Origin of the sequence: Mesorhizobium sp. 1M-11, from assembly GCF_001303895.1 — a bacterium.
In the GTDB taxonomy this organism is placed as follows: Bacteria; Pseudomonadota; Alphaproteobacteria; order Rhizobiales; family Rhizobiaceae; genus Mesorhizobium.
Genome location: NZ_LJSD01000037.1, coordinates 370,616 through 392,778 on the forward strand (window position 1 = coordinate 370,616; position 22,163 = coordinate 392,778).

Annotated in this window: 20 protein-coding genes; 10 read left to right on the plus strand and 10 right to left on the minus strand. The window is 60.4% G+C overall.

Annotated elements, in window-relative coordinates; all coding sequences use genetic code 11:
* Nucleotides 1–26: 26 nt before the first annotated feature.
* Both AO692_RS16820 and AO692_RS16825 read left to right on the plus strand, forming a co-directional pair.
* Nucleotides 27–1,337, plus strand: a complete 1,311-nt coding sequence (locus tag AO692_RS16820) for a multidrug efflux MFS transporter (RefSeq protein ID WP_082407401.1) — start codon at nt 27–29, stop codon at nt 1,335–1,337.
* Between the two features lie 99 nt (nt 1,338–1,436).
* Nucleotides 1,437–1,808 carry a DUF423 domain-containing protein gene (locus AO692_RS16825; RefSeq protein ID WP_054311175.1) on the plus strand — a complete coding sequence of 124 codons (372 nt, stop codon included), beginning with the start codon at nt 1,437–1,439 and terminating at the stop codon, nt 1,806–1,808.
* Here the strand turns inward: AO692_RS16825 and AO692_RS16830 are convergent.
* A complete protein-coding gene (locus AO692_RS16830) occupies nt 1,805–2,440 on the minus strand; it encodes a TetR/AcrR family transcriptional regulator C-terminal domain-containing protein (RefSeq protein ID WP_054311176.1) in 636 nt (211 codons plus the stop codon). The genes AO692_RS16825 and AO692_RS16830 overlap by 4 nt on opposite strands.
* An 89-nt stretch (nt 2,441–2,529) precedes the next feature.
* Between AO692_RS16830 and tet the strand changes: the two genes are divergently transcribed.
* Both tet and AO692_RS16845 read left to right on the plus strand, forming a co-directional pair.
* Nucleotides 2,530–3,708: a Tet(A)/Tet(B)/Tet(C) family tetracycline efflux MFS transporter gene (gene tet, locus AO692_RS16835; RefSeq protein WP_054311177.1), complete on the plus strand. Its 1,179-nt coding sequence runs from the start codon at nt 2,530–2,532 to the stop codon at nt 3,706–3,708.
* Nucleotides 3,709–4,117: 409 nt separating this feature from the next.
* Nucleotides 4,118–5,194 (plus strand): LacI family DNA-binding transcriptional regulator, encoded by a 1,077-nt coding sequence (locus AO692_RS16845; RefSeq protein WP_054311179.1) that lies wholly within the window; start codon nt 4,118–4,120, stop codon nt 5,192–5,194.
* On the opposite strand, the gene opgC is transcribed toward AO692_RS16845, so the two are convergent.
* A complete protein-coding gene (gene opgC / locus AO692_RS16850; RefSeq protein WP_054311180.1) occupies nt 5,181–6,338 on the minus strand; it encodes an OpgC domain-containing protein in 1,158 nt (385 codons plus the stop codon). The genes AO692_RS16845 and opgC overlap by 14 nt on opposite strands.
* Nucleotides 6,339–6,484: 146 nt before the next feature.
* Here opgC and AO692_RS16855 point away from each other — a divergent pair, with 146 nt between their 5' ends.
* From AO692_RS16855 to AO692_RS16870, 4 genes are all read left to right on the plus strand, one after another.
* Nucleotides 6,485–7,201 carry an alpha/beta hydrolase gene (locus AO692_RS16855; protein ID WP_244483377.1) on the plus strand — a complete coding sequence of 239 codons (717 nt, stop codon included), beginning with the start codon at nt 6,485–6,487 and terminating at the stop codon, nt 7,199–7,201.
* 77 nt (nt 7,202–7,278) lie between these two features.
* Nucleotides 7,279–7,749: an RDD family protein gene (locus tag AO692_RS16860; protein ID WP_054311182.1), complete on the plus strand. Its 471-nt coding sequence runs from the start codon at nt 7,279–7,281 to the stop codon at nt 7,747–7,749.
* A gap of 136 nt (nt 7,750–7,885) precedes the next feature.
* The gene (locus AO692_RS16865; protein WP_054311183.1) at nt 7,886–8,635 is read left to right on the plus strand and encodes an arginyltransferase; all 750 of its coding nucleotides are present in this window, start codon (nt 7,886–7,888) and stop codon (nt 8,633–8,635) included.
* A 174-nt stretch (nt 8,636–8,809) separates the two neighbouring features.
* Entirely contained in the window at nt 8,810–9,706 is an 897-nt protein-coding gene (locus AO692_RS16870; protein WP_054311184.1) for a DMT family transporter, read from the plus strand.
* Here AO692_RS16870 and AO692_RS16875 read toward each other — a convergent pair.
* Both AO692_RS16875 and AO692_RS16880 read right to left on the minus strand, forming a co-directional pair.
* Nucleotides 9,694–10,851: an AI-2E family transporter gene (locus AO692_RS16875; RefSeq protein WP_244483383.1), complete on the minus strand. Its 1,158-nt coding sequence runs from the start codon at nt 10,849–10,851 to the stop codon at nt 9,694–9,696. The two genes, AO692_RS16870 and AO692_RS16875, sit on opposite strands and share 13 nt — an antisense overlap.
* Before the next feature lie 198 nt (nt 10,852–11,049).
* Nucleotides 11,050–11,715 (minus strand): TetR/AcrR family transcriptional regulator, encoded by a 666-nt coding sequence (locus AO692_RS16880; RefSeq protein WP_054311185.1) that lies wholly within the window; start codon nt 11,713–11,715, stop codon nt 11,050–11,052.
* Between the two features lie 167 nt (nt 11,716–11,882).
* Here AO692_RS16880 and AO692_RS16885 point away from each other — a divergent pair, with 167 nt between their 5' ends.
* Nucleotides 11,883–12,287: a helix-turn-helix domain-containing protein gene (locus AO692_RS16885; RefSeq protein WP_054311186.1), complete on the plus strand. Its 405-nt coding sequence runs from the start codon at nt 11,883–11,885 to the stop codon at nt 12,285–12,287.
* Between the two features lie 87 nt (nt 12,288–12,374).
* Here the strand turns inward: AO692_RS16885 and AO692_RS16890 are convergent, their stop codons facing one another.
* From AO692_RS16890 to parC, 4 genes are all read right to left on the minus strand, one after another.
* The gene (locus AO692_RS16890) at nt 12,375–13,136 is read right to left on the minus strand and encodes a polysaccharide deacetylase family protein (protein ID WP_054311187.1); all 762 of its coding nucleotides are present in this window, start codon (nt 13,134–13,136) and stop codon (nt 12,375–12,377) included.
* A gap of 164 nt (nt 13,137–13,300) precedes the next feature.
* Nucleotides 13,301–13,822 (minus strand): sigma-70 family RNA polymerase sigma factor, encoded by a 522-nt coding sequence (locus tag AO692_RS16895; RefSeq protein WP_054311188.1) that lies wholly within the window; start codon nt 13,820–13,822, stop codon nt 13,301–13,303.
* 7 nt (nt 13,823–13,829) lie between these two features.
* Nucleotides 13,830–14,033, minus strand: coding sequence for a DUF2892 domain-containing protein (locus AO692_RS16900; RefSeq protein ID WP_054311189.1), 204 nt, complete (start codon nt 14,031–14,033; stop codon nt 13,830–13,832).
* 91 nt (nt 14,034–14,124) lie between these two features.
* Entirely contained in the window at nt 14,125–16,383 is a 2,259-nt protein-coding gene (gene parC / locus AO692_RS16905; RefSeq protein WP_054311190.1) for a DNA topoisomerase IV subunit A, read from the minus strand.
* Nucleotides 16,384–16,752: 369 nt separating this feature from the next.
* On the opposite strand from parC, the gene AO692_RS16910 reads away from it, so the two are divergent.
* Nucleotides 16,753–17,946, plus strand: a complete 1,194-nt coding sequence (locus tag AO692_RS16910) for a hypothetical protein (RefSeq protein WP_054311191.1) — start codon at nt 16,753–16,755, stop codon at nt 17,944–17,946.
* A gap of 86 nt (nt 17,947–18,032) precedes the next feature.
* On the opposite strand, the gene AO692_RS16915 is transcribed toward AO692_RS16910, so the two are convergent.
* Both AO692_RS16915 and AO692_RS16920 read right to left on the minus strand, forming a co-directional pair.
* Nucleotides 18,033–18,593, minus strand: coding sequence for a GNAT family N-acetyltransferase (locus tag AO692_RS16915; RefSeq protein ID WP_054311192.1), 561 nt, complete (start codon nt 18,591–18,593; stop codon nt 18,033–18,035).
* 128 nt (nt 18,594–18,721) lie between these two features.
* Nucleotides 18,722–21,940, minus strand: a complete 3,219-nt coding sequence (locus AO692_RS16920; protein WP_054311193.1) for a cytochrome P450 — start codon at nt 21,938–21,940, stop codon at nt 18,722–18,724.
* Nucleotides 21,941–22,163: the final 223 nt, after the last annotated feature.

Sequence of the window (22,163 nt, forward strand, 5' to 3'; positions counted from 1 at the left end):
TGGCCCATTGACTTCGTAAAGTCCGCATCCGATACGGATACCATTTTGGTATCCCAAACCGGGATACAAGGCAAGCATACACAGCGAAGAGCAACGCCATGTCGAGTGAAAGCACCACCTCCGGGGAAGCAGGCTACAATGTCCACTGGCGTCGCAATCTCATCGTCTGCTTCATCGGCTCCTTTAGCACGCTCGTGGCAATGACGCTGCTTTTGCCCTTCCTGCCGCTCTATGTGGAAGAACTGGGTGTCAGCGATCATACGGGAATAGTGCAATGGTCTGGCATCGCCTACGGCGCCACGTTTCTGGCGGCAGCACTTGTCGCGCCGCTGTGGGGACGGCTGGGCGACCGCTACGGCCGCAAGCTGATGCTGGTGCGCGCAAGCTTTGGCATGGCGGTGTGCATGTCGCTCATGGGCATGGTGCAGGATGTCTGGCAGTTGGTTGCCTTGCGCCTTCTGGTCGGGCTCGCCGGTGGCTATTCGTCAGGCTCGACCATTCTGGTCGCCATGCAGACGCCAAAGGACCGCTCCGGCTGGGCCTTGGGCACGCTTTCGGCCGGCATCATGGCCGGCAACCTCGTCGGGCCTTTGATTGGCGGCGCCTTGCCGCCTAGGATCGGTATCCGCGCGACCTTCCTGATTGCTGGCGGCGTCATCTTCCTGGCCTTTCTCGCCACCACCTTCCTGATCAAGGAAGATCGCCGGCCGGCGATTGCGAGCACGAAGAAGCAGGTGAGCGGGGGCTGGTCACAAATTCCCGACAAACGGCCGGTGATGGCGATGCTGGCAACCGGCATGCTCTTGATGTTCGCCACCATGTCGATCGAACCGATCATCACCGTCTATGTCGCGGAGTTGGTGGCGGATTCCACGAAGGTAACGCTGGTCGCCGGCTTCGTCATGTCAGCAGCGGCCCTCGGCGCGATCCTGTCCGCGCCAAGGCTCGGTAAGCTCGCCGATCGCGTCGGCCACTGGAGCGTCATTGTCGGCGCGCTGTTGGCTGCCGCGCTGCTGCTCATTCCGCAGGCATTCGTCACCGAAAGCTGGCAACTGATCGTCCTGCGCTTTCTGATGGGCCTCGCGCTGGGTGGTCTGCTGCCCTCCGTCACCAGCGTCATCCGACACAACATACCAGATGGGATCGGCGGCAACGTTCTGGGCTATTCGATCTCGGCGCAATATGTCGGTCAGGTCGCCGGCCCGGTTCTTGGTGGTTTCATTGGCGGTCATTTCGGCATGCGCGCGGTTTTTCTGTTCACTGCGGTGCTGCTGGCATTAGGCGCGCTTTTCAACTGGATCGTACGCAGCCGCTACGAACAGCCGCAGTCCGCGTAACGCTCAAACCATGCGATCTTGGCAGGGTCTCCTGGCGATTTCGTCAGAGAAATAGCCTGGCTTCCAGATTTCAGCGTTTACCTCGATGGAACACTGACGATGAATTCTTCCCGTTTTGCCTTTGAACCATGCGCGCCTCTCGTATCGACCGGAGGGCTCTGCGGTGCCGCAGGCGTGGCGTTGTCAGCAGCGGCAGCGCATGTCGGTGGCGCCTTCACCGCCACAGTCGCTTCGTTCCTGCTCACCCACGCGCTCGCGCTGCTCGCAGTCGGACTGGTCGGTGGCAACAGGGTACTTCGCCTTGGCGGACTGGTGCTTCTGGTAGGACTGGTCCTGTTCTGCGGCGATCTGCTTGCCCGCGACTTCCTGGGTGGACGGCTGTTGCCTTTCGCAGCGCCGACTGGCGGCACTTTGTTGATCCTGGGCTGGCTGACAATCGCGGCTTCGGCATTCGCCAGACCAAGAACCTAAGCGCCGGACGGTGCCGTCTTGCCACGAAGCCGCATGTCGGCACCGTCCAGGATAAGGCTGATCCCCGTTTCGAACAGGGCCGTGTGACCACCTTCGCGATAGTGCGCCAGTCCCGCTGCCAACAAAGGATAATCGCGCGCCGCAATATCGAGCTCAGCCCCTCTGCCTGGGCCTTTTGGATAGTCGGACTGTTCTTCGATCACGCAACCGAGCGTGTAGCGACCGAGCGCTATGAACAATATCATGGCCTCGCCCGCGTCGAAGCCTTGTGAGACCAGAAACGCGGTTTTCATCTCGACATCCTGTAATTCATCGGGCTCGGCTTCGGTGCCTGCATGCACCCTGCCGGCATCGCGATAAGCGAGCAGCGCTGCCCGAAAACTGCGCGTGTTCTCCAGGAGATACTGCCGCCAGTCGTCGCCGGCCCGCGGCAGCCTATTATTATGGCTGCGCTCCAGTATCTCCTTGTTCATCGCATCCAGCAACGCACGCTTGTTCTTGAAGTGCCAGTACAGTGCCGGCTGTCGCACCTGCAACCGCTCGGCAAGCAGCCGCGTCGAGAGCGCATCCACGCCGACTTCGTTCAGCAGTTTCAGCGCCTCTTCGACGATACGCGCGCGGTCGACCTTCATTGCCGCCTCCATTCAGGACGTCACTCGTATTGCATCTTAAATTTATCAATGATAAGTGAATTTATCACTGATAAATTTTGGACAGGATCATGAACCGCTCGATCGCCATTATTCTGGCCACGGTCGCCCTCACCGCAACCGGCATCGGACTCACCATGCCGGTCATTCCAGAGTTGCTGCGTGAAGTAGGCCACACCGGCGATCTCGGCTGGCGCTACGGGGCATTCCTGGCGCTTTACGCATTGATGCAGTTCGTCTTCTCGCCCCTGCTCGGCGCGTTGTCAGACCGTTTCGGGCGCAGGCCTTTGCTGTTGATGTCGCTGGCGGGTGCCACAGTGGACTATCTGTTCATGACATTTGCCCCCACGCTCTGGCTGTTATTCATCGGCCGCGCGATAGCCGGTATCACTGGCGCCGTTTCGGCGGTCGCTTCGGCCTACATTGCCGACGTCACATCTGAAGATCAGCGCGCTCGACGGTTTGGACAACTGGGGGCGGCATTCGGCATCGGTTTCATCGCAGGCCCGGCAATCGGCGGTTTGCTCGGCGGTGTCTGGACACGCGCGCCATTCCTTGCCGCCGCGGCGTTGAATCTCGTCACCTTGCTGATTGCCCTGCTGGTTCTGAAGGAGCCAAAACGTCAGAACAGCGAAGCGACTGCCGTTTCCCTCAATCCCTTCGCTCCTTTGGGCTGGGCATTCGGCTTTCCATTGCTGCTGCCTTTGCTTGGCACGGCCATCCTGCTGACAATGGTCGGTGAAGTCGGCGGCACGATCTGGGTTGTCTACGTCGAAGACAAGTTCGCCTGGAACCCGCTGACAGTCGGCATTTCGCTGACCTTGTTCGGCCTGTTCCACGCCCTGGCGCAGGCATTTGTGGCCGGGCCCATCAGTGAGAGACTTGGCGAAAAGAAAGCGCTTGCCATCGCCATCGCGGCCGACAGCACAGCCTATGTCCTGATCGGCCTGGCAACGCACGGCTGGATGGCCTTCGCACTTCTGCCGATGCTCTGTCTCGGCGGCATCGGTGCACCGGCGCTACAGTCGATGATGACGGCGAAAGTGGACGAGAACAATCAAGGCCGGCTGCAAGGCGTGATTGCCGGTTTGACCAGTCTCGCCTCCATCATCGCGCCGCTGGCGATTTCCACCACCTATTTCGCCACGCGCTCGACCTTCCCCGGATTGGTGTGGATCAGCGGTGCAGCCCTTTACCTTCTGTGTGTCCCGCTGCTGACCTTGAAGGGTAGCGCGCGGGTCGCCGCCTGAGTGGCGATCCGCGCTTGCAAATCAATCAGCAATCTACCGGTTCCGCCCACGACGTGCCGGCCCACGGCCAAGTCTGAATGGCCGGACCTGCCTTTCGTGGCGCTCCGAGGCGCGCTTGGCCGACACTGACGGAATGCCCCAATAGTTGCGATAGATATCTTTAAACAGGTAGTCGATCGGATGCATGATTGCCTCACCTTCTCGATTTGGTTTGCATCATGATTGAATCGATCCAAGATCGAGATAAAAAAATTTTGGATCGATTCAAATCCTCATCCCTCAACCGCACGAAGTCAAGGCAAATATGGATCGATCCAACAATTGTGATACAAGGTCAGTTGCCTGTGATCATCAGGCCGTTGGAAGACACTCGGACCTTCGCTGCGTCCGTCAATGAGAAGGATGGCTGATGGCAAGACGGGCAACTGCGATCAAACCGGTCAGATTGGCGGATGTCGCCAAGGCTGCGGGCGTCTCGCACGGAACCGCCTCGAATGTTTTCAGCCACCCCGAGATCGTGCGTGAGGAGGTGCGCGAACGCGTCAAGGCGGCCGCGGACGCCTTGGGTTATGCCGGCCCCGACCCCAAGGGGCGACTGCTGCGCGCCGGCAAGGTCAATGCCATTGGCGTCGCCACGGCAGAACCCCTCTCCTATTTCTTCGACGATCCTTTCGCCCGTGTGGTCATGTCAGGCATTTCGGAGATTTGCGACGCCACGGGTGCCGGCCTGTCGCTGGTATCGGCGATCAATGGCGAACATCTCGCCTGGAACATCCAGAGCGCACTGGTCGACGGCTTCATCGTCTTCTGCGTGGAAGGCAACTGGCAGCCGGTATACCTGACACGAGAACGAAAACTCCCCTTCGTGGTACTCGACTTCGGTTACGATGAAGGCGCCCTTTCGGCCATCGGCATCGACAACAAGGCCGGCGCGAGGCTGGCAGCGGACCACCTTCTGGCATTCGGGCATCGCCGTTTCGGCGTTCTGGCGCTGAATTTTGATGAAGGAAGCAGCGGGCCTATGACCGCCTTGCGCGCGGAAGGCGCCACCTATTCCGGTACGCGCGACCGCCTCTACGGCTATCTGGAGACGCTCGCCGAGGCCGGGATCGATGCAGCCGGCGTTCCGATCTACGAAACCGGCAACGATGTACCCACTGTTCATGCCAGTCTCGACTACATGTTCAGCCTGCCCGAGCCGCCGACGGCGCTGCTCGCCATGTCCGACCGCATTGCCATGATCGCGATCGACTGGCTGAAGGAACGCGGCATGTCGGTGCCCGGCGATGTCTCCATCGTCGGTTTCGACGGCGTGCCGGAAGCCGCATGGTGCAAGCCGCCACTGACCACCATCGCGCAGCCGATGCGGGAAATGGGCCGCCGCGCGGCCCACGCTATCCTCGACCCTGGTCAGGCCGAACGGCGGCAGGAAATGCCGATCGAACTGGTCGTGCGTGAATCGGCAGGTCCCGTCAGCGCACGCTGACCAGCTGTCCAGCAAAACCTCGGCTCTGCTGTGACGCCTTTGCTTGGCTCGTCCATCCGAGTCGTGACAGCCATTCCAGATAGTAGGCGAATGCGAATTGTGCCGCGATGCCGGTGGCGACGAGCATGGCGTCATAGGAAAAACCGCCGGGCCGCACGAGTTTCAACACCTGCGCCACAATGGCGAGAATCGTACCGACGATGAACACCGGCAGCGAACGCTTGCCGAGAATGGCAAGCGGATGATCGAGCGGCTTGCGGAAGAAGGCCGAGACCGCCGGCAGAGCCACGATCAGGTAGGCAACGGAAAGCACGTGCAGCAGCCGGGACAGCGACAGGAAGGTCTTGTCGAAACCAGCCAGAACCGCCGGCAAGCCAAACCAGGTATCCTGGCCCCACCAAGGGCCACGAACCCAGACCAGGGCGATCAGCGCATAGACAGCCGCAGAACCCAGCAGCCAGCCATTGACCGGGATGCTGCCACCACGGCGCACATGTAACGTGCCGACAACCCCGATGGTGAACAGGAACTGCCACGACAGCGGATTGAGGAACCAGAACCCTTGTTCGGGATAGTTCAGCGGCGCGACCTGATAGAGGCCGGCCCAAAGCCACACCACGCCGGAAACCACCAGGGTCGGAAACGGCCAGCGTCCGCCAAAAAACAGAAGCGCAGGCGCCGCCAGAAGCAACACTGCATAAAGCGGCAGAATGTTGTTGTAGCCGATCTGGTGGCCAAGCGTCGCGATCCCGAGCAGCACCTCGGGCGTGCGTTCGATCAGCGGACCGATGTTGATTTGCGTCAGGAAGTCGGGTCGCTTGGCCAACAGGGCAGCCGCGCAGAAGATGGCAACCGAGGCCATGGTCGTAACGATGTGGGAGGCATACAGAACACCGGCGCGGCGCCACATCTTGAGCGTCGCCAGCAACCGGTCCCCAGGCTGGAACTTGCGGCCATAGGCAAGCGCGACGGCAATGCCCGAAATCAGCACGAAAGCTTCGGCTGCGTCTGAAAAGCCGAAATTCTTGTAGGTGAAGAGTTCGAACACGGTGCCCGGCACATGATCGATGAAAATCATCAAAAGAGCGAGCGCACGCAGAACATCGATGCGGGTATCTCGTTCGGATGAGAGCGGCGTGGTCATGATTAGGACTCCGCAACGGTTCATACTGTGAGCGGTTCGATCCTCGCCTCCCGTCACGGAACCGCTGGATATTCCATATCAGTGCGAAAGCGACCAAAAACAGAGCAGGCTCAATCACTTTTGGGACGACCCAAAAATGTTTCGTTTTGAAGCCGGCAAAAAGAGATAAAATGTTTGAAAAACAAATGGCTGGAACAGATAGCCGACAAAATGCCCAAATGGCGGCATTACGCCGCGACCTATCCTTCTCGTATCGCCTCCATGTCCCGCACGGCGCCAATTGCGACACGCTGATATTGCTCCATGGTTCCGCCGCGGACGAGACAACGCTGATGCCTTTGGCGATGTCGATCGCCCCGCGAGCAAGGCTGGTCGCGGTGCGCGGCCGCATCGTCCAGGATGGCGATCTGCGCTGGTTCAGGCGGATCACGCCGACACGGTTCGATCAGGCCAGCATCCGTGAGGAAGCAACTGCCTTTGCGCATTTCGTCGGTGAGCTGACGGCGCTTCACGACCTTGAACCGGCGCGTATCGTCTTCATCGGCTATTCGAACGGCGCCAATCTGGTTTCCAGCACGATGCTGCTGCACCCTGGTCCCATTGAACGCGCAGTGCTGTTGCGCGCCATGCCGGTTCTGGATCAAGTGCCCGCCGCCGACTTATCGGATGCGCAGATCCTGATGATTGCCGGCGCCAATGACGTCACCTATTTTCCGTTTGCGCCGCCTCTCGTTGCGTTGCTGCGAGGACATGGTGCGCGTATCGACGCCCATACCGTCGCCGCGGGCCATGAATTCGGCGCAGTGGACGGCGATATCATTGGAAAGTGGCTGAGTGGACTGCGATCGGCCACTCAAACTTGAACCGAAGCGGCCATTACACCATTTGATGAGTAAGAGCGGCAGCCGCCGGCCAACGACAAGGATGAGAAGGAAAGGATATGAACGCGCGCGTTCTTGACGGTGAGATCATCACTTCCAGGCTGGACGATGTCCGCGCCTATGATGGCGTGCGCACGCGCCGTGTCTTTGCCTGCATCATCGACTACCTCGTGGTCGGCTTGCTCACCATCCCCTTTGCCATCCTGGTGTTCCTGCTCGGCATCATCACACTGGGCCTGGGCTGGATGCTGTTTTCGGTCCTGGTGCCAGCAGTCGCCGTGATCTACATCTGGAATACGTTGGGTGGCCGCGATCAGGCCACGCTCGGTATGAAAGCGATGGGCATTCGCCTGGACAGGCTGGATGGCGCGCCGATCGACGGCATGACCGCGGTCGTGCATTCCGTGCTGTTCTGGGCCGCCAATGTGATTCTCACTCCCTTGGTGCTTCTGGTTACGCTGTTTTCCGACCGCAAGCGCACACTGCACGACTTGCTGCTTGGCACAGTCGTCAGCCGCACCGACCGCTGAGGCAGGACTTGTCCACACTGTCCTGCCCAACCATCGAATATATGGGCCAGAAGGCCGTTCGGCACGATTATCCTGTTGAATTTTTTGGCGCGCGCGCCAAGCTAGGGTAATTCGTGGGAGCATTTTTCGACGCGCGATGACGCAGCATCCTACCCAGTCTCCGCAATTCTTCCTGACCGCGCCCTCGCCATGCCCGTATCTCGAAGGTCAGTTCGAGCGGAAAGTGTTCACCCATCTGGTCGGTGACAAAGCCTCGGAGATGAACGACCTTCTGACCCAGGGAGGCTTTCGCCGGTCGCAGAACATCGCCTATCGCCCGGCTTGCGAGAACTGCCGGGCCTGTGTTTCGGTGCGTATCCTTGCGCAGGAGTTCGAACCCAGCCGCAACATGCGCCGCGTCGAACAGCATAATGCCGATCTCGTTGGCGTCATGCACGACGCCGAACCGTCGACCGAGCAATATTCACTTTTCCGCGCCTATCTCGATGCCCGCCACCGCAAGGGCGGCATGTCGGACATGACGGTGCTCGACTACGCCATGATGGTCGAAGACACCCATGTCGACACCAAGATCATCGAATATCGACGGCGCGGACCGGATACCTTCATCACCGGCAAGGGTCAGGGCGCACTGGTGGCAGTGGCGCTGACCGACAAGATGGCCGACGGTTTGTCGATGGTCTATTCCTACTTCGACCCTGACCTGGATGAGCGCTCGCTGGGAACCTTCATGATCCTCGACCATATCCAGCGCGCCAAGGCGATGGGCTTGCCCCATGTCTATCTCGGCTATTGGGTCAACGGCTCGCGCAAGATGAATTATAAGATGCGTTTCATGCCGCAAGAGCATCTCGGTCCGAAGGGCTGGGAACGCTTTGGCGGCTGAGCGTGATCCCGAAGGTCAGCGAAGAAGAAGTTGCAGACTTTTCGGAGCCAGGTCACGCGATAAGACAAGAGAGAAGCGGAATGCCGAGCCATCGCATTCCGCTCTGAACAATCGGCCCGTCCAGCCTTTCCGAGGCTCCTAACGCTGCCGTTGCTTTGAGGCGGGGGGCTGCACGTGACTGTTTCTCACGACCATTCCAAGGGTCTGCTGGTTGCCGCGGTCGGCGGCATGGCGCTGACGGTGGACATCCCGCTGATCCGCCTTGCCGACGGCGCCCCCTGGACGATCCTGATGCTGCGCAGCGGCACCACGCTGCTTGCCGGCCTGATCGTGTGGGCCGTGTGGCGCTGGTGGACGCCAAGCGCGCCAAAGTTGATCCCCGGCCGCGCTGGCCTTGCCGTAGCCACACTCTATGGCCTTGGCTCGATCGCCTTCATCACCGCAGTCTTCAACACCACAACAGCCAACCTCGTCTTCATCCTCGCCTTCAACACCATGTTCGCGGCGCTGTTGTCTTGGCTGTTCCTTCGTGAACGCCCGCGCCCGGCCACGTTTGCAGCCATGGCGGCGATGATCGTCGGTGTCGGCATCATCGTCGGCGGCTCGATCGGCTCCGGCCACCTGTTCGGCGATCTGCTCGCCGCCACGTCGGCGTTCTGCATCGCTTCCGCCATCACGATTTCACGTCGTAGCGGCAAGGATATGGGCTTTCCAGCCTTGATCGGCGTGGTCCTGCCCTTCCTGGTGGCGACCTACATGGTCTGGAACACCGGGTTCCAGGTCAATGCGCCATGGTGGATCCTGTTCAACGGCGGCGTTGTCATTCCGATCTCGTTCTTCTGCCTGGCAACCGCCCCAAAATACATCTCGGCCCCGGAAGCGGCGATGTTCTATCTCTTGGAAACAGTACTGGCGCCGGTGTGGGTCTGGCTGGTGTTCAACGAGGTGCCGTCACGCGACACGCTGATCGGGGGCGCGATCCTGATCATTGCACTGATTGCGCATTCGCTTTGGCAATTGCGCCTTGGCCGCCAGCGCCGCGCGGCACTGGCCGTGCGTCACCCGGCCTGAACCTTCCTCGCTTCCAGAACGACTGGCTCCGCCGCGACCGATGCGTTTGCTTCCGGTTCGGCGGACGGTGTCTCTGCCGGCAGGTTGTCGACCACCTCCACCTCATGCAGCCATTCGCGCCAGATGGCGACAAGCAGCGCCATCAATACAGGGCCGATGAACAGACCCAGGAAGCCCATGGTTTTCACGCCGCCGATCAGGCCGAAGAAGGTCGGCAGGAACGGTAGCTTGATGGGTCCGCCCACCAGCTTGGGACGGATCGTCTTGTCCACGATGAAGAGTTCCACCGAACCCCAGACAAACAGTGCCACGCCCGCCACAGTCGAGCCGGAACCGATCAGATAGAGCGACACCAGCGTAAACGAGAGCGGGGCACCGCCGGGGATCAGTGCCATCACCCCCGTCAGCGCACCCAGTGTCACCGGTGACGGTACGCCGGCCAGCCAGTAGGCGATGCCCAGCACCACGCCTTCGCCAATGGCGATGACGGTCTGGCCGGTGACGGTCGAAGATATGGTTGCCGGCACCACGCGCGAGATGCGTTCCCACCGCACCGGCAGGATGCGCTCTCCCAGCGTATCGACCTGACGCGCAAAGCTTTCGCCATCGCGATAGGCGAAGAACAACGCAATCAGCATGAACAGGAGTGTCAGCAGCAGAGAAAACGCGCTGCCTCCAGCGACAAGCGCGGTCTGGTAGATTGAACGGATGTTGGCACCGCTTACCAGTTGGATCAGTTGGCCGATACCGCCGGGATGGCCGATGTTCTTCGTCCACTGCTCATTCAGCCACTCCCCAATCACAGGCAGGCTGGCGATCCATTGTGGCGTCGGAGCACCGTGGCGATTGGTTCCGACCGCCCAGGTTATCCATTCGCGCACTTCATTGATCACATAGGTTCCAGCCAACGAGATCGGGATTACCAGGAAAGCGAGGATAAGCAGCAACGCGATCGTCGCGGCAATGGTACGGTTACCGTTGACCGCGGCGAGCAGACGTCGGTAGAGCGGCCAACTGGCGAAGGCAATGACGAGTGCCGCCAGAACCGGGACCAGAAACCCATAGAAAAAATAGACACCGGCGGCAGCCACCAGGACGAGAAGCCAGCGCGCGGCCGACAGCGGCGGAATAACGGCGGCCCGCATCGGCGCAGGCACACCGAAGAGGCGCGGCTCCTTTGGTCTCGTCTGCGATGTTTTCAAACAGATACCCCGAATCGACAACGGCGCAGCAAAGACCCACGCCATTCGTCATTATGCCGAACGATAGTGCAGCAATCGTGACCATAAGCCAATTGCAGGCGAATTCCTGCCAGCCATCGCCGTCACGGGCAAGAGAAAGGTTCAGGCAGTCTTGCCGGTCGGTCGCAGCATGGCAACCATCACGGTGCGGACGATCGTCTCCAGCTTCTCCAATTCAATGCCGTTTGCAGGCAAATCGTTGTTGGCGATTCCCTGAATGATCGCCATCAGCGCCGGCACCAGCGTTTCGAGGTCGAACAGCGGATCGATTTCGCCGCGGCCGAGGGCCGCACCCAGATAGTTGAGGAAGATGCCGCGCACCTCGGCGAGATGGTTGCAATAGATCGCGCGCACGCTCTCGCTGCGCGTCGCCTCGGCGTGAAATTGCGCGATCAACGCAGAAGCGTCCGTTTCATGCACAAAACGGATATGGGTCATCGAGCCAAAAACCATGCCCTCGATGACATCGCGCTTCGTCAGCATTTCCGCGAGTTTCTCTTCGTCATCGCGTCGCGCGGCCGCGCAGATTTCCTCGATGATCGCTTCCTTGGAAACGAAATAGCGATAAAGCGCACCGGGACTCATGCTGGCCTCGGCGCAGATCTGCTGCATCGACGCACCTTGAAACCCTTCCCGGGCGAAACAAGTCTTGGCGGCATCGAGGACACGCTGCACCTGAAGCTCGCGGCGCTGGGCGCGTGACAGCGTCCGTCCCTCGTCGATCTCGGCCTCCAGCAGAATCTCGATATTGCCAAGCGCGGTTTTCATTGCTATTTCCGAAATGCGAATGATCATTCTCAATTTATGCGAGCGATCATTCTCGGTCAACGTTGAGCTGCGCGAAACACTCCTGACAAAAGTCAGGCAACGAAAATCGCGCGAGTTCGTTCATAGCGCTTATTACATTCTATCCATTGCAGCGAGAGATGAGACCGATGCACCCATCACACGATCAGGATCCCCACCCGATCGCGAATGGCGACGCGCCCTATTTGAAACTTATCGAGGCGATGCGTCCCCTCGCCGGCAAGTGGAAGATCGAGATCCTCTGGATCCTTGCCCAACGCAGGCATCGCTTCGGCGAATTGCGCCGCAGCCTGCCCGGCATCACGCAGCATATGCTCACCCTGCGACTGCGCGAGATGGAAGCGGACGGCCTCATCCGCCGCACCGTCTACCCGGAAAATGTACTGAGAGTGGAATATGAGGTCAGCGAAGTCGCACAGCGGCTGAAGCCGGCCTTCAAGGCGCTGGTCGAATGGTCGGAACAGTACGGGCCGCTATCGAAGCAACGTGAAGCCGATTCCGTCGTCCGCGCTCTGCCTGGCATTGCGGCCTGAGCAATCTCGATGCTTCGTCCGAGACGGGCCTGGAGCGTTTCCGTTTTCTAGGAACGCGGAAACGCTCTAACTTTTCCTGGAATTGCTCTACGGGCTCGTCTCGGTGTCGTAGTCAGCAATATGACCGAAGGCATAGCCTTTGGCTTTCAGGCCGGTGACCAGGGCCGACAGCTGGTCCTTGCCTTGGAAGACGTCCTGAAACATCTCATCATGCATGAGCAGGATGAGTTTGTTCTTGCCGACCGTTCTGCGCGCCGCGAACAAGTGTCCGATCTCATCGATCAGCCGCTCGACCGACTGCACCGGCTTGCCGCTGCCGTCATGAACCCACTCGAAGTCCCAGCCATAGAGATGGAAACCTGACGCAGCGACGAACTCGAAGTCCACTTGCTCGCGTTGCGCCTGTTCCAGGCCGAGACCGAAATCATCGCGCGACATATATTGCAGCCTGAACACATCGCGCCCGGGCAATCGCGCCGGAATGGGCGGCGGTGCGCTGAGCCCGAGGACTGCGTTCGCCTTCAGCATATCGGCGACGACGTTCTCGGTATCGGCGTAAAAACGCTCGTAGCGGTTGTTGGCGTGACTGAAACTGTGGTTTCCCACCGTCACCAGCGGCAGCGACTTGGCGCGCTTGAGCAGAGCTCCGCGCTCAGGATTTACCTGTACATGCTGCCCCACCATGAACATCGTAGCCGGCACCTGCTGGGCTTCCAGAACATCCAGGACGTTCCTGGTGCCGTTGAGTGGGCCATCATCGAAAGTGAGGAAGATGGTCCGTTCGACAGCGCTGGCCGGCATGCACGCGGCCAGCACCAGGAACAGGGCCGCACACAAGACTGCCGGCATAAAACAAACGCTCCACCCTCGAATATTCGCGGATCAAGGTAGAGAGCCGGCCGCAAGCGTCAAGAAGCTGTAGGCATCTTTGGCATGTCGCGGACTTATCCCAGAACCTTTCAGCATGGGGTTCCGGGCTCGCGTAGGGCGTACACCAGGTGCGAACGACCGTTTCAGTCCGAAAGATATTCCCTCACCAACAAGCGGCCGCGATGGAGTTTTGCCTTGATGCCCTGACGTGTCTCGCCAAGACTCGCCGCGATCTCGTCGATCGTCATCTCGCGCAGGTCGCGCAGCAGCACGACCTCGCGATAATGCGGCGGCAGTGCTTCGATCGCGGCGGCAATATCCAGCGCGAGCTCGGCTTGCGGGCGTGCGCCGAAGGAGCGCTCGAGATCGAGCTCCGCCAATGATTGCGGTGGTTGCAGCCGCAAGGCACGCGCCAGCCGCGTGCACTCCCGCCGCACCACCGTGAAAAGCCAGGCGGAGAACGCGGTCAGCGAGCGGATCGTGCCAATCTTGCGTGACAGCAGCCACAAGGCTTCCTGCACTGCATCCTCGGCATCGGCGGAACCCCGGCATGTCGAGCGGGCATAACGGCGAATGTCGGGTTGGGCGATCTCGAGCACCTTGACGATTGCTTCGCGATCCCCCAGTCGCGCAGCATCGAAGAGATGGGAAGGCACGCCGTTCATCTGGCGCCTATCGTTGCCGCCCGAGCCCTGCCACGGCACAAATCGGGCAATAGCCGAACAGTCCCGACAGCGCCAGGGCGACACCGGCCGTGGCTCCCAAATAGCTGGCGGGCGCTGCGAACCATGCCAACGCGGCAACAGCGGCCGCAGCCCCTATGACGATCCTCACCACCTGATGCAGGCTGCCGATATTCTTTCGGTAGAAGGCCATGTCTTGTCTCTCCTGTCACCGGCACCGTGCCGGCTTCAGGGACAAGAGGCGCGAAACCGGCAAAAGGATTCGCGCTTCGCATAAAAAGTGGCTAGCCGAACTTGCCTGTACGCGGAAAGCCCTTCGGCACCATCCGACCGGCGGCAGCGCGGTTGCCGATCCATTCGGTCAATTCCTCGCGTGGCCGGGTGAAGGTACGATCAGCGGAGTCCTGCCAGGACAGACCGCCTTCCATGACGAAGGTCTTCACATCGAGAACACCGCCATCCTTGTATTTCTGCAGGCGAACGCCCTTGCCGCGCGCCATCTCGGGAATCTCAGACAGTGCGAACACCAGCATCTTGCGGTTGTCGCCGACGATTGCGACGTGGTCGCCGACAGCCGGCAAGCATCGTTTCGCCTCGTCAGGCGCCTTGACGTTCATCACCTGCTTGCCCTTGCGGGTGTTCGCGACGACCTCTTCTTCGGAAACCACGAAGCCATTGCCCTGATGCGAGACCAGAAGCAGCTTGCGCTTCGGATCGTGGACGAAAGCCGTGACGATGTCCTGGTCGTTCTCCATGTCGACGATGATGCGGATCGGCTCGCCATGGCCGCGACCGCCCGGCAATCGGTCGGCGCCGATCGTGTAGAACTTGCCGCCGGTGGTGAAGACGAGAATCTTGTCGGTAGTCTGGGCGTGGAAGGCGAGCTTCAGCCCGTCGCCTTCCTTGAAGCTGAACAGCGAATGATCGGTCAGGTGACCCTTCATGGCGCGCAGCCAGCCCTTCTCCGACACCACCACCGTCACCGGCTCCTTCTCGATCATCGCATGCGCGATATCGGTCAGGTCGTGTTCGGGTGCATCGGCGAACTGGGTACGACGCGGGCCGAGTTCCTTGTTTTCCTCAGGACCGAAATCGCGGCGGATCTTCTGGATTTCCCAGGCGATCGTCTTCCACTGCTTCTCCACCGAAGCGAGCAAGGACTCGATCTGCTTCTTCTCCTCCGAAAGCCCGTCGTATTCCTTGCGAATCTCGAATTCCTCGAGCTTGCGCAAAGCACGCAGCCGCATGTTGAGAATGGCTTCGGCTTGTACGTCGGTCAGCGACCAACGGGCCATCATAACCTGCTTGGGTTCATCTTCCTCGCGGATGATGCGGATCACCTCGTCGATGTTGAGATAGGCGATCAGGTAGCCAGCCAGGATTTCGAGGCGCTTTTCGATTTCGCCCAACCGGTGCTTCGAACGGCGCACCAGCACTTCGCGGCGATGCTCCAGCCATTCCTGCAGCACGCCCTTGAGCGAAAGCACGTTCGGCACCTTGCCGCGCGACAGCACATTCATATTGAGCGGAAAGCGGCTTTCGAGCTCAGTCAGCTTGAACAGCGATTCCATCAGGAGGCCTGGAGCGACCGTGCGGCTTTTCGGCACCAGGACAATGCGGATGTCTTCGGCGCTCTCGTCGCGAATGTCTTCCAGAAGCGGCAGTTTCCTGGCCATCAGAAGCTCGGCGATCTTTTCGATCAATCGCGACTTCTGCACGCCATAGGGGATTTCGGTGACAGCGATCACCCAGGTGCCCCTGCCTTGGTCCTCCTGGTTCCATTTCGAACGGACGCGAAAACCACCCCTGCCCGTTTCATAGGCATCGAGAATGGATTGACGGCTATCGACGATGATACCGCCGGTCGGGAAGTCAGGTCCCTGTACGAACTCCACCAGCTTGGCGACAGAAGCGTCAGGGTGATCGATGAGGTGAAGAGCGGCATCGCAGAGCTCGGCAACGTTGTGCGGCGGCACCGATGTCGCCATGCCCACCGCGATGCCGGAAGAGCCATTGGCCAGCAGGTTCGGGAACGCGCCCGGCAGGACGATGGGTTCTTCGTCCTCCTCGTTGTAGGTCGGGCGATAGTCGACTGCGTCCTCGGTGATGCCGGCAAGCAGTTCCGTTGCCACATCCGTCATGCGTGCTTCGGTGTAACGCATGGCGGCGGCGTTATCGCCGTCGATGTTGCCGAAATTGCCCTGCCCGTCGACGAGCGGGTAGCGCATGGAGAAATCCTGCGCGAGACGCACCAGCGCATCGTAGATCGACTGGTCGCCATGCGGATGGAATTTGCCCATCACCTCGCCGACGATGCGGGCGCATTTGGCAAAACCCTGGTCGGGGTTGAGGCGCAACAGCCGCATGGCATGCATGATGCGCCGATGCACCGGCTTCAGGCCATCGCGCACATCCGGCAAAGCGCGGTTCATGATCGTCGAAAGCGCGTATGAAAGATAACGATCTTCCAACGCCTTCTTCAGGTCGACCGATTCGATGTTGTCGTGGCCGCCATCGTCAGGCGGCAAAAGGCTCTTTCCCATGGGTTTGGACTAACCGAGAGGCTGATTCGCGACAAGAGGCGCGTGGGTCAAGTCATTCCAGGTCTCGTTCCGAAAAGCGGTTGGCAAGCGCATCCGCTATATTTCCCAGTCGGCAGCGACCAAACCGTCGCCATGAAACCGTAACATGAGCCGTTTAAGCGCGGCGCATCGATGCGGGATGTTGCGTGGACAGCTGCCATGACGTAAGGACCGCGCCTTGCCGCTGCCTGACTTGCCGGATCTGTCTTTTTCCGTGAATGTCGGCCTTTCTGGCGGGAATGCCTTCTTCCGGCCCAGTTCGTTGCGGACGGGTGAAGGCGCAAAATGAAGATATTTTTCTAGACAGACTCTGTCACTTTGGAGCACGCGATGACTATCCACCGCTCAACCCTTCGCAAGTTCGCCTATTCGGCGCTTCTTCTCACCCTGCCACTCAATTCGGCTTTTGCGGCCGACACCAAGGCGGTGGCCGAGCGCCTGAAGGCTTCTTTCGAGAACCAGGGTGTGACCCTCGCCTGGACCGGCGTTTCCGGCGACACTTCCAGCATGGTGCTGGAAGGTGTGACGGTCGCTCCTGCCGGCGACAAAGAACCGCTGAAGATCGGCAACGTCACCTTCAAGAACGTGACCGACGCCAATGGCGGCTACCTCGTCGACACAGTCTCGACCGAAGCTTTCACCCAGGAAAAGGACGGCGCCAAGTTCGAAATGAGCCCCTTCGTCATCAATGGCATGACCATCCCTGGAGAAGGCAACACCGATCCCCTCGCCTCGCTGCTGATGTACAAATCCGCCCAGCTCGATAGCCTGTCGGTGAAGGTTGGCGACAAGACCGCCTTCTCGGTCGCTAACGCCAATGTCGACATCGTCCCGCCGGCTGACGGCAAAGCCCTGAGCTTCACCGGCGGCGCCGAGAAATTTACCGGCGACCTGTCGCTGGTGCAGGATGCCGACTCCAAGGCAATGATCGATGGCCTCGGCTACCAGAACATTTCCGGCAAGCTCGACATGGCCGGTTCCTGGGAGCCGAAGGACGGCAAGATGGATCTGTCGAAATACGACATCACCGTCGACAATGCCGGAACACTTGGCATGGCCTTCTCGCTCGGCGGCTACACCACCGACTTCATCAAGTCGCTGCAGCAGCTCCAGAAGAAGATGGCCGCGTCGCCGGAAGGTGCCGACAAGTCGGCTGAGGGCATGGCCGTGCTTGGCCTGATGCAGCAGCTCACCTTCAACAGCGCCTCGATCCGCTTCGCCGACAATTCGCTGACCAACAAGGTGCTGGAATTCGTCGCCAAGAAGCAGAACATGCAGCCGAAAGACATCGCCAACCAGGCCAAGGCCATCGTGCCGTTCGGCATGGCGCAGATCAACAACCCCGAGCTGACCGCTCAGGTGACAAAGGCTGTCAGCGACTATCTCGACAACCCGCAGAACCTGGTGATTACCGCCAAGCCCGCCAGCCCCGTGCCCTTCGCACTGATCGCGGCTGGCGCGATGGCAAGCCCGGCTGACCTCACCAAGACGCTCGGCGTGACCGTCACGGCCAACGGCAACTGATTGCCCAGGCGATGGCTGGAAAGCAAAAAAGGCCGCCCCAGGGCGGCCTTTTTCATGAAACCCGACTGCCTTGCCTGCAGAAGACCTCAGGCCCTGCTTAGCGCGACGTCGGTATGGGGACGGGTCGGCAGAAGCGCCGTCAGCACATCTTCATCGACTGGTTCGAGGTCGATTGTGCCTACCGTCTCACCATCCACGAAGTTCAAGGCAGCACGGTAACGACGGGCCAACGTCTTCATCGCCTGGTTCTGCGGGTGGGTGGTAACGCGCAGTCGCGTGTAGCCCAGTCCGCGTGCCTGTGCGATCAGGCGCTCGAACAGGTGGCCGCCAATGCCGCGATGCTGCAGATGACGCTCAACGCTGAAGGCGATCTCGGCGGTCGGCTCGGCATCCTCCGGCCGCTCATGCAGCTCGGCAGCGCCCAGCACCAGATCGTCCTCGACATAGCCGATGACTGTAGTCCCGTCCGCGAAGCTGCGTTCGGCATAAGAGGCTATGAAGGCGTCGTCCGTCAGTCCGTTGAAGCGATCGCGCCGGCTTTCGGCATCCAATCTCAACAGATGGTCGCGGAATCGCGGCAACTCGGAAGGCCTGAGCTGCCGTATGGTCCCCATCAGGGGAGCGGTGTTCGTAATCTGTCTTTCCATGTCGCACTCCTAACGGGTTCCTCCCCGAGTCGGTGCTCGACGCTGCTAATATTGTGCAGCGCACCATGGTTTGCAAGATCACCCAACGTAACGTTTACGTCAAAGTAAGTTTGTCGCAGGTGGCCGTCTCAACTCCCCGCCCAGACGTCCAGCACGTAGCGGTTTTCCCTGGCGAGCCTTTCGATCCAGGCATCGCCGGCCTGCGGGTCAGTGTCAGTCTCCTCCGCATAGAGACGCGTCAGCGCGCGTTTCACATCCGGTTCCATCCGGCTGCCATCGCCGCAGACATAGATATGCGCGCCGGCCTCGATCAGCTGCCAGACGGAAGCGCCGTTCTTGCGAATGAGATCCTGCACATAGGTCCGCTCGCCATTTTGCCGGGAGAAAGCGACATGAAGCTCGACCAAGCCAGCGGAAGCCAGCGCTTCCAATTCCTCGCGGTAGAGGAAATCCTGGTCCGGATGGCGGCAGCCGAAGAACAACATCGCTGGTCCGAGTGTCGCGCCGGCGTTTGCTAAGGCTGCCCGCTCCTGCAGGAAGGCGCGGAACGGTGCCAACCCCGTGCCTGGCCCGACCATGATGATCGGCCGCGCGGGGTTGTCGGGAAGGCGAAAACCCGCCTTTGTCGCGCGCGTCGTCGCATGGATGATGGTCCCCTCGCCTGCCCGCGCCAAATGGTTGGAGCAGGCGCCACGATAGATGCCGCTGCCCGACCGCGCCGGTTCGTCGACGACACCGACGGTGATCGAGCAATGTCCGGCTTTCGAGGATGGGGAAGATGAAATCGAATAATAGCGTGGCGCCAGCAGCGGCAACATTTCCAGATACTGCCCAAAGGACAATTCGCAGGCCGGAAACTGTTCCAGGAGGTCCAGCACGGATCTACGCCTGGCGAACACTTCAGCCTTGTAAGGATCGACGCCATCTTTGGCCTCGGCGACCAATGCTTCCAGCTGCGGTTTGGTGAATGGGCAGCGGGTTGCTGCAGCCATCGCGTGGATCTGCTTGCGCGTGGCGACGGCCTGCAGTTCGACATAGTCGGAGAGGATGCGGCGCACCGGAACCGGGCCGTCTGCCGGAAACGGTGCCTGCCGTCCACCCGTGGTTTTCAACCTCACCTGCGCGTCCGGCCCGAAGCCGAAACGCTTTTCGACCCGTTCGACCAAGGCGGGGTCGTTGACAGGCACGACACACAGATGATCGCCAGCGTGATAGCCGACATTTTCAGGCAGCATCACCTCGACGTGACGGGTCGAGCGGCCTGATCTGGGCGATTGCAGTTCGCGGTTGGCGACGACCCCCATTGCCACTGCGCCGGACTGATATATGACTGGATTGACCGGCTGACCGGTAACAACCTCGACTTCGTAAAGCGGCTCGGCCTCCGCCTGTTCCGAAAAATCGATGTCCAGTTCCAGCGCCTCGCCGACGGATGGGAAAAGGTCCTTGAACCAGTCCTGGAACTGACCGTCGAGATCCTCGCGCGCGTCGCCCTCACCACGCTGCGTGATGCGCTTACCGCCAAGTGCTTCGAGCCGCTCGTCGATGCGCCGGGGTGTCGCCTGGAAAGTGGAAGCCCAGTCGCGGTTGCCGCAACCAAACACCAGATAGTTGACGCCCTTGGCAGCCCCCGGATCGGCTTTCTCCAGCCAATCCATGAACTTCATCGCATTGTCGGGCGGCGCGCCGTTGTAGGATGCGCTGGCGATCACTACCGCCCCTTTGGTCGGCAGACTGCCGACCCTGGCGTCGAGCTCGTCCATGGTCACGTCAAACCCGTTCAATTCGCCCGTCTGAGCGATCGCGCGGGCAAGATCCTCCGTCGTGCCAAGGTTTGAGCCGTAAAGCACGGCGAGCGGCGTGCCATGCTTTGGCCGTCTGGCGACTTGTGGCGCCGATTGCGCGACTGCCGGATCGCTCAATGTCGCGCCCGGCACCATCGAACCTCGTGTCCGGCCCGGACGAGGCTTCACCCTCATGCGGAAGCCGTCGGGCTTGATCGACATCGTCTCCTTGATGCGCAGCTGGTACTTCTGGTGATCGAATAGCTGGAAACGCTGCAGAATCATCCCGATCACCAGCGTCGCCTCCTGCATGGCGAACTGGCGACCGATGCAGGCGCGCTGGCCATTGCCCCACGGTTTGAAGGCATGGGCCGGCCGGGAAGCCTCCGCCTCGCGCGTAAAATTGTCGGGGTCGAAACGCTCAGGGTGCGCGCCCCAGATGGAGGGGTCCCGGTGCAGCATCAGCGTCAGAAGCGTGGTGAAGGTGTTTTTCTTCACCTTGTATTGGTTGCCAAGCAACTCGTCATCGTAGGGATAAAGGCCGATCGCCGGTGCGGTCGGCCACAGTCTCAGGGACTCATTGAGCACCTGCTGCACATAAGTGAGATGGCTGACCTGGCTGATGGTCGGCATGGCGCTAATGTCGCTGCCGAGCACACGATCGACCTCTTCGTAAGCCTTCTCCAGCACATCCGGGTTGTTGAGCAGGAAGTAGAGCGTGAAAGACATCAGCCCCGATGTCGTCTCGTGACCGGCAATCAGGAAAGTGATGATCTGATAACGGATGTTTTCGTCCGACAGGCTTTCGCCGGTTGCCTTGTCGACCCCGGCCAGCATGAAGTTGAGAAGATCCTTCTGTGCCTGGTCGCCACCGCCACGGCGCCGCTCGCGCACGATGTCGTCGACCAGCTTCGACATGAAGGCGACATCGGTCTTGAGCTGATCGAGCCGCCTGCGCAGGATCACTTTTTCGAACGGCAGCCCGCGCTGCACCATGCAGGTTTCAAGTGTGCGCGTCAGCGCGTCGATGAAAGGATGATAGTCACGCCGGTAGAAGGAGTTGAAGCGGTAGTCGAAACCGCAGACCCCGATCGTATCGAGTGCCAGTGCCGTCATGTCGTGCACGACGTCGATGTCGTCGTCGACGTTGAGACGCTCCCATTTCATGCAGAGCTGACTGGCAATGTCCTGCATCAGTGGCAGATAGCCGGCCATAGCGCGCTGGGCGAAGGTCGGCAGCAGGATGTTGTGAGCCTTTGTCCAATTGTCTTCCTGGGTGTAGGCCGTGAAGAGCCCGTCGCCGGCCGCGGACCGGACACGCCGCAACGAGCCTCGCACTGCCTTGTCGAAACGGCTTTCGTCGCAGATTTCCTCGACCAGCGAAGCGCCCGACACCACCACCATCGGCGTGCCCATCATGTCGAGGCGGAAAATTGGTCCCAGCTCACGCGCAAGCTGCATCAGGCTTTGAAGGGGAGTCTCGGTATCCACCGTCAGCATATTGCCGACGATCGGCTTCTTGGGCGGACCAGGGATCCTGCCGAACCCGGTGTCCTGCGCCATGCGCGCCCTCCCTCAGACTTCCTTCCGGTTCTTTTCCCTAGAGCGTTTCCGTTTTTCACGGAAACGCGGAAACGCCCTAACCCTTTGTTTTTACGCAATTCCGGACGGAAAACCGTTACACACTTTTCCTAGAATTGCTCTAGCCGGAATAATCGTGAGTTTCAGCGGAAACGCAAGGAGACGCAGCCTCTTGGCCCTTTGCCGAGCAGGTTACGCAACGGAA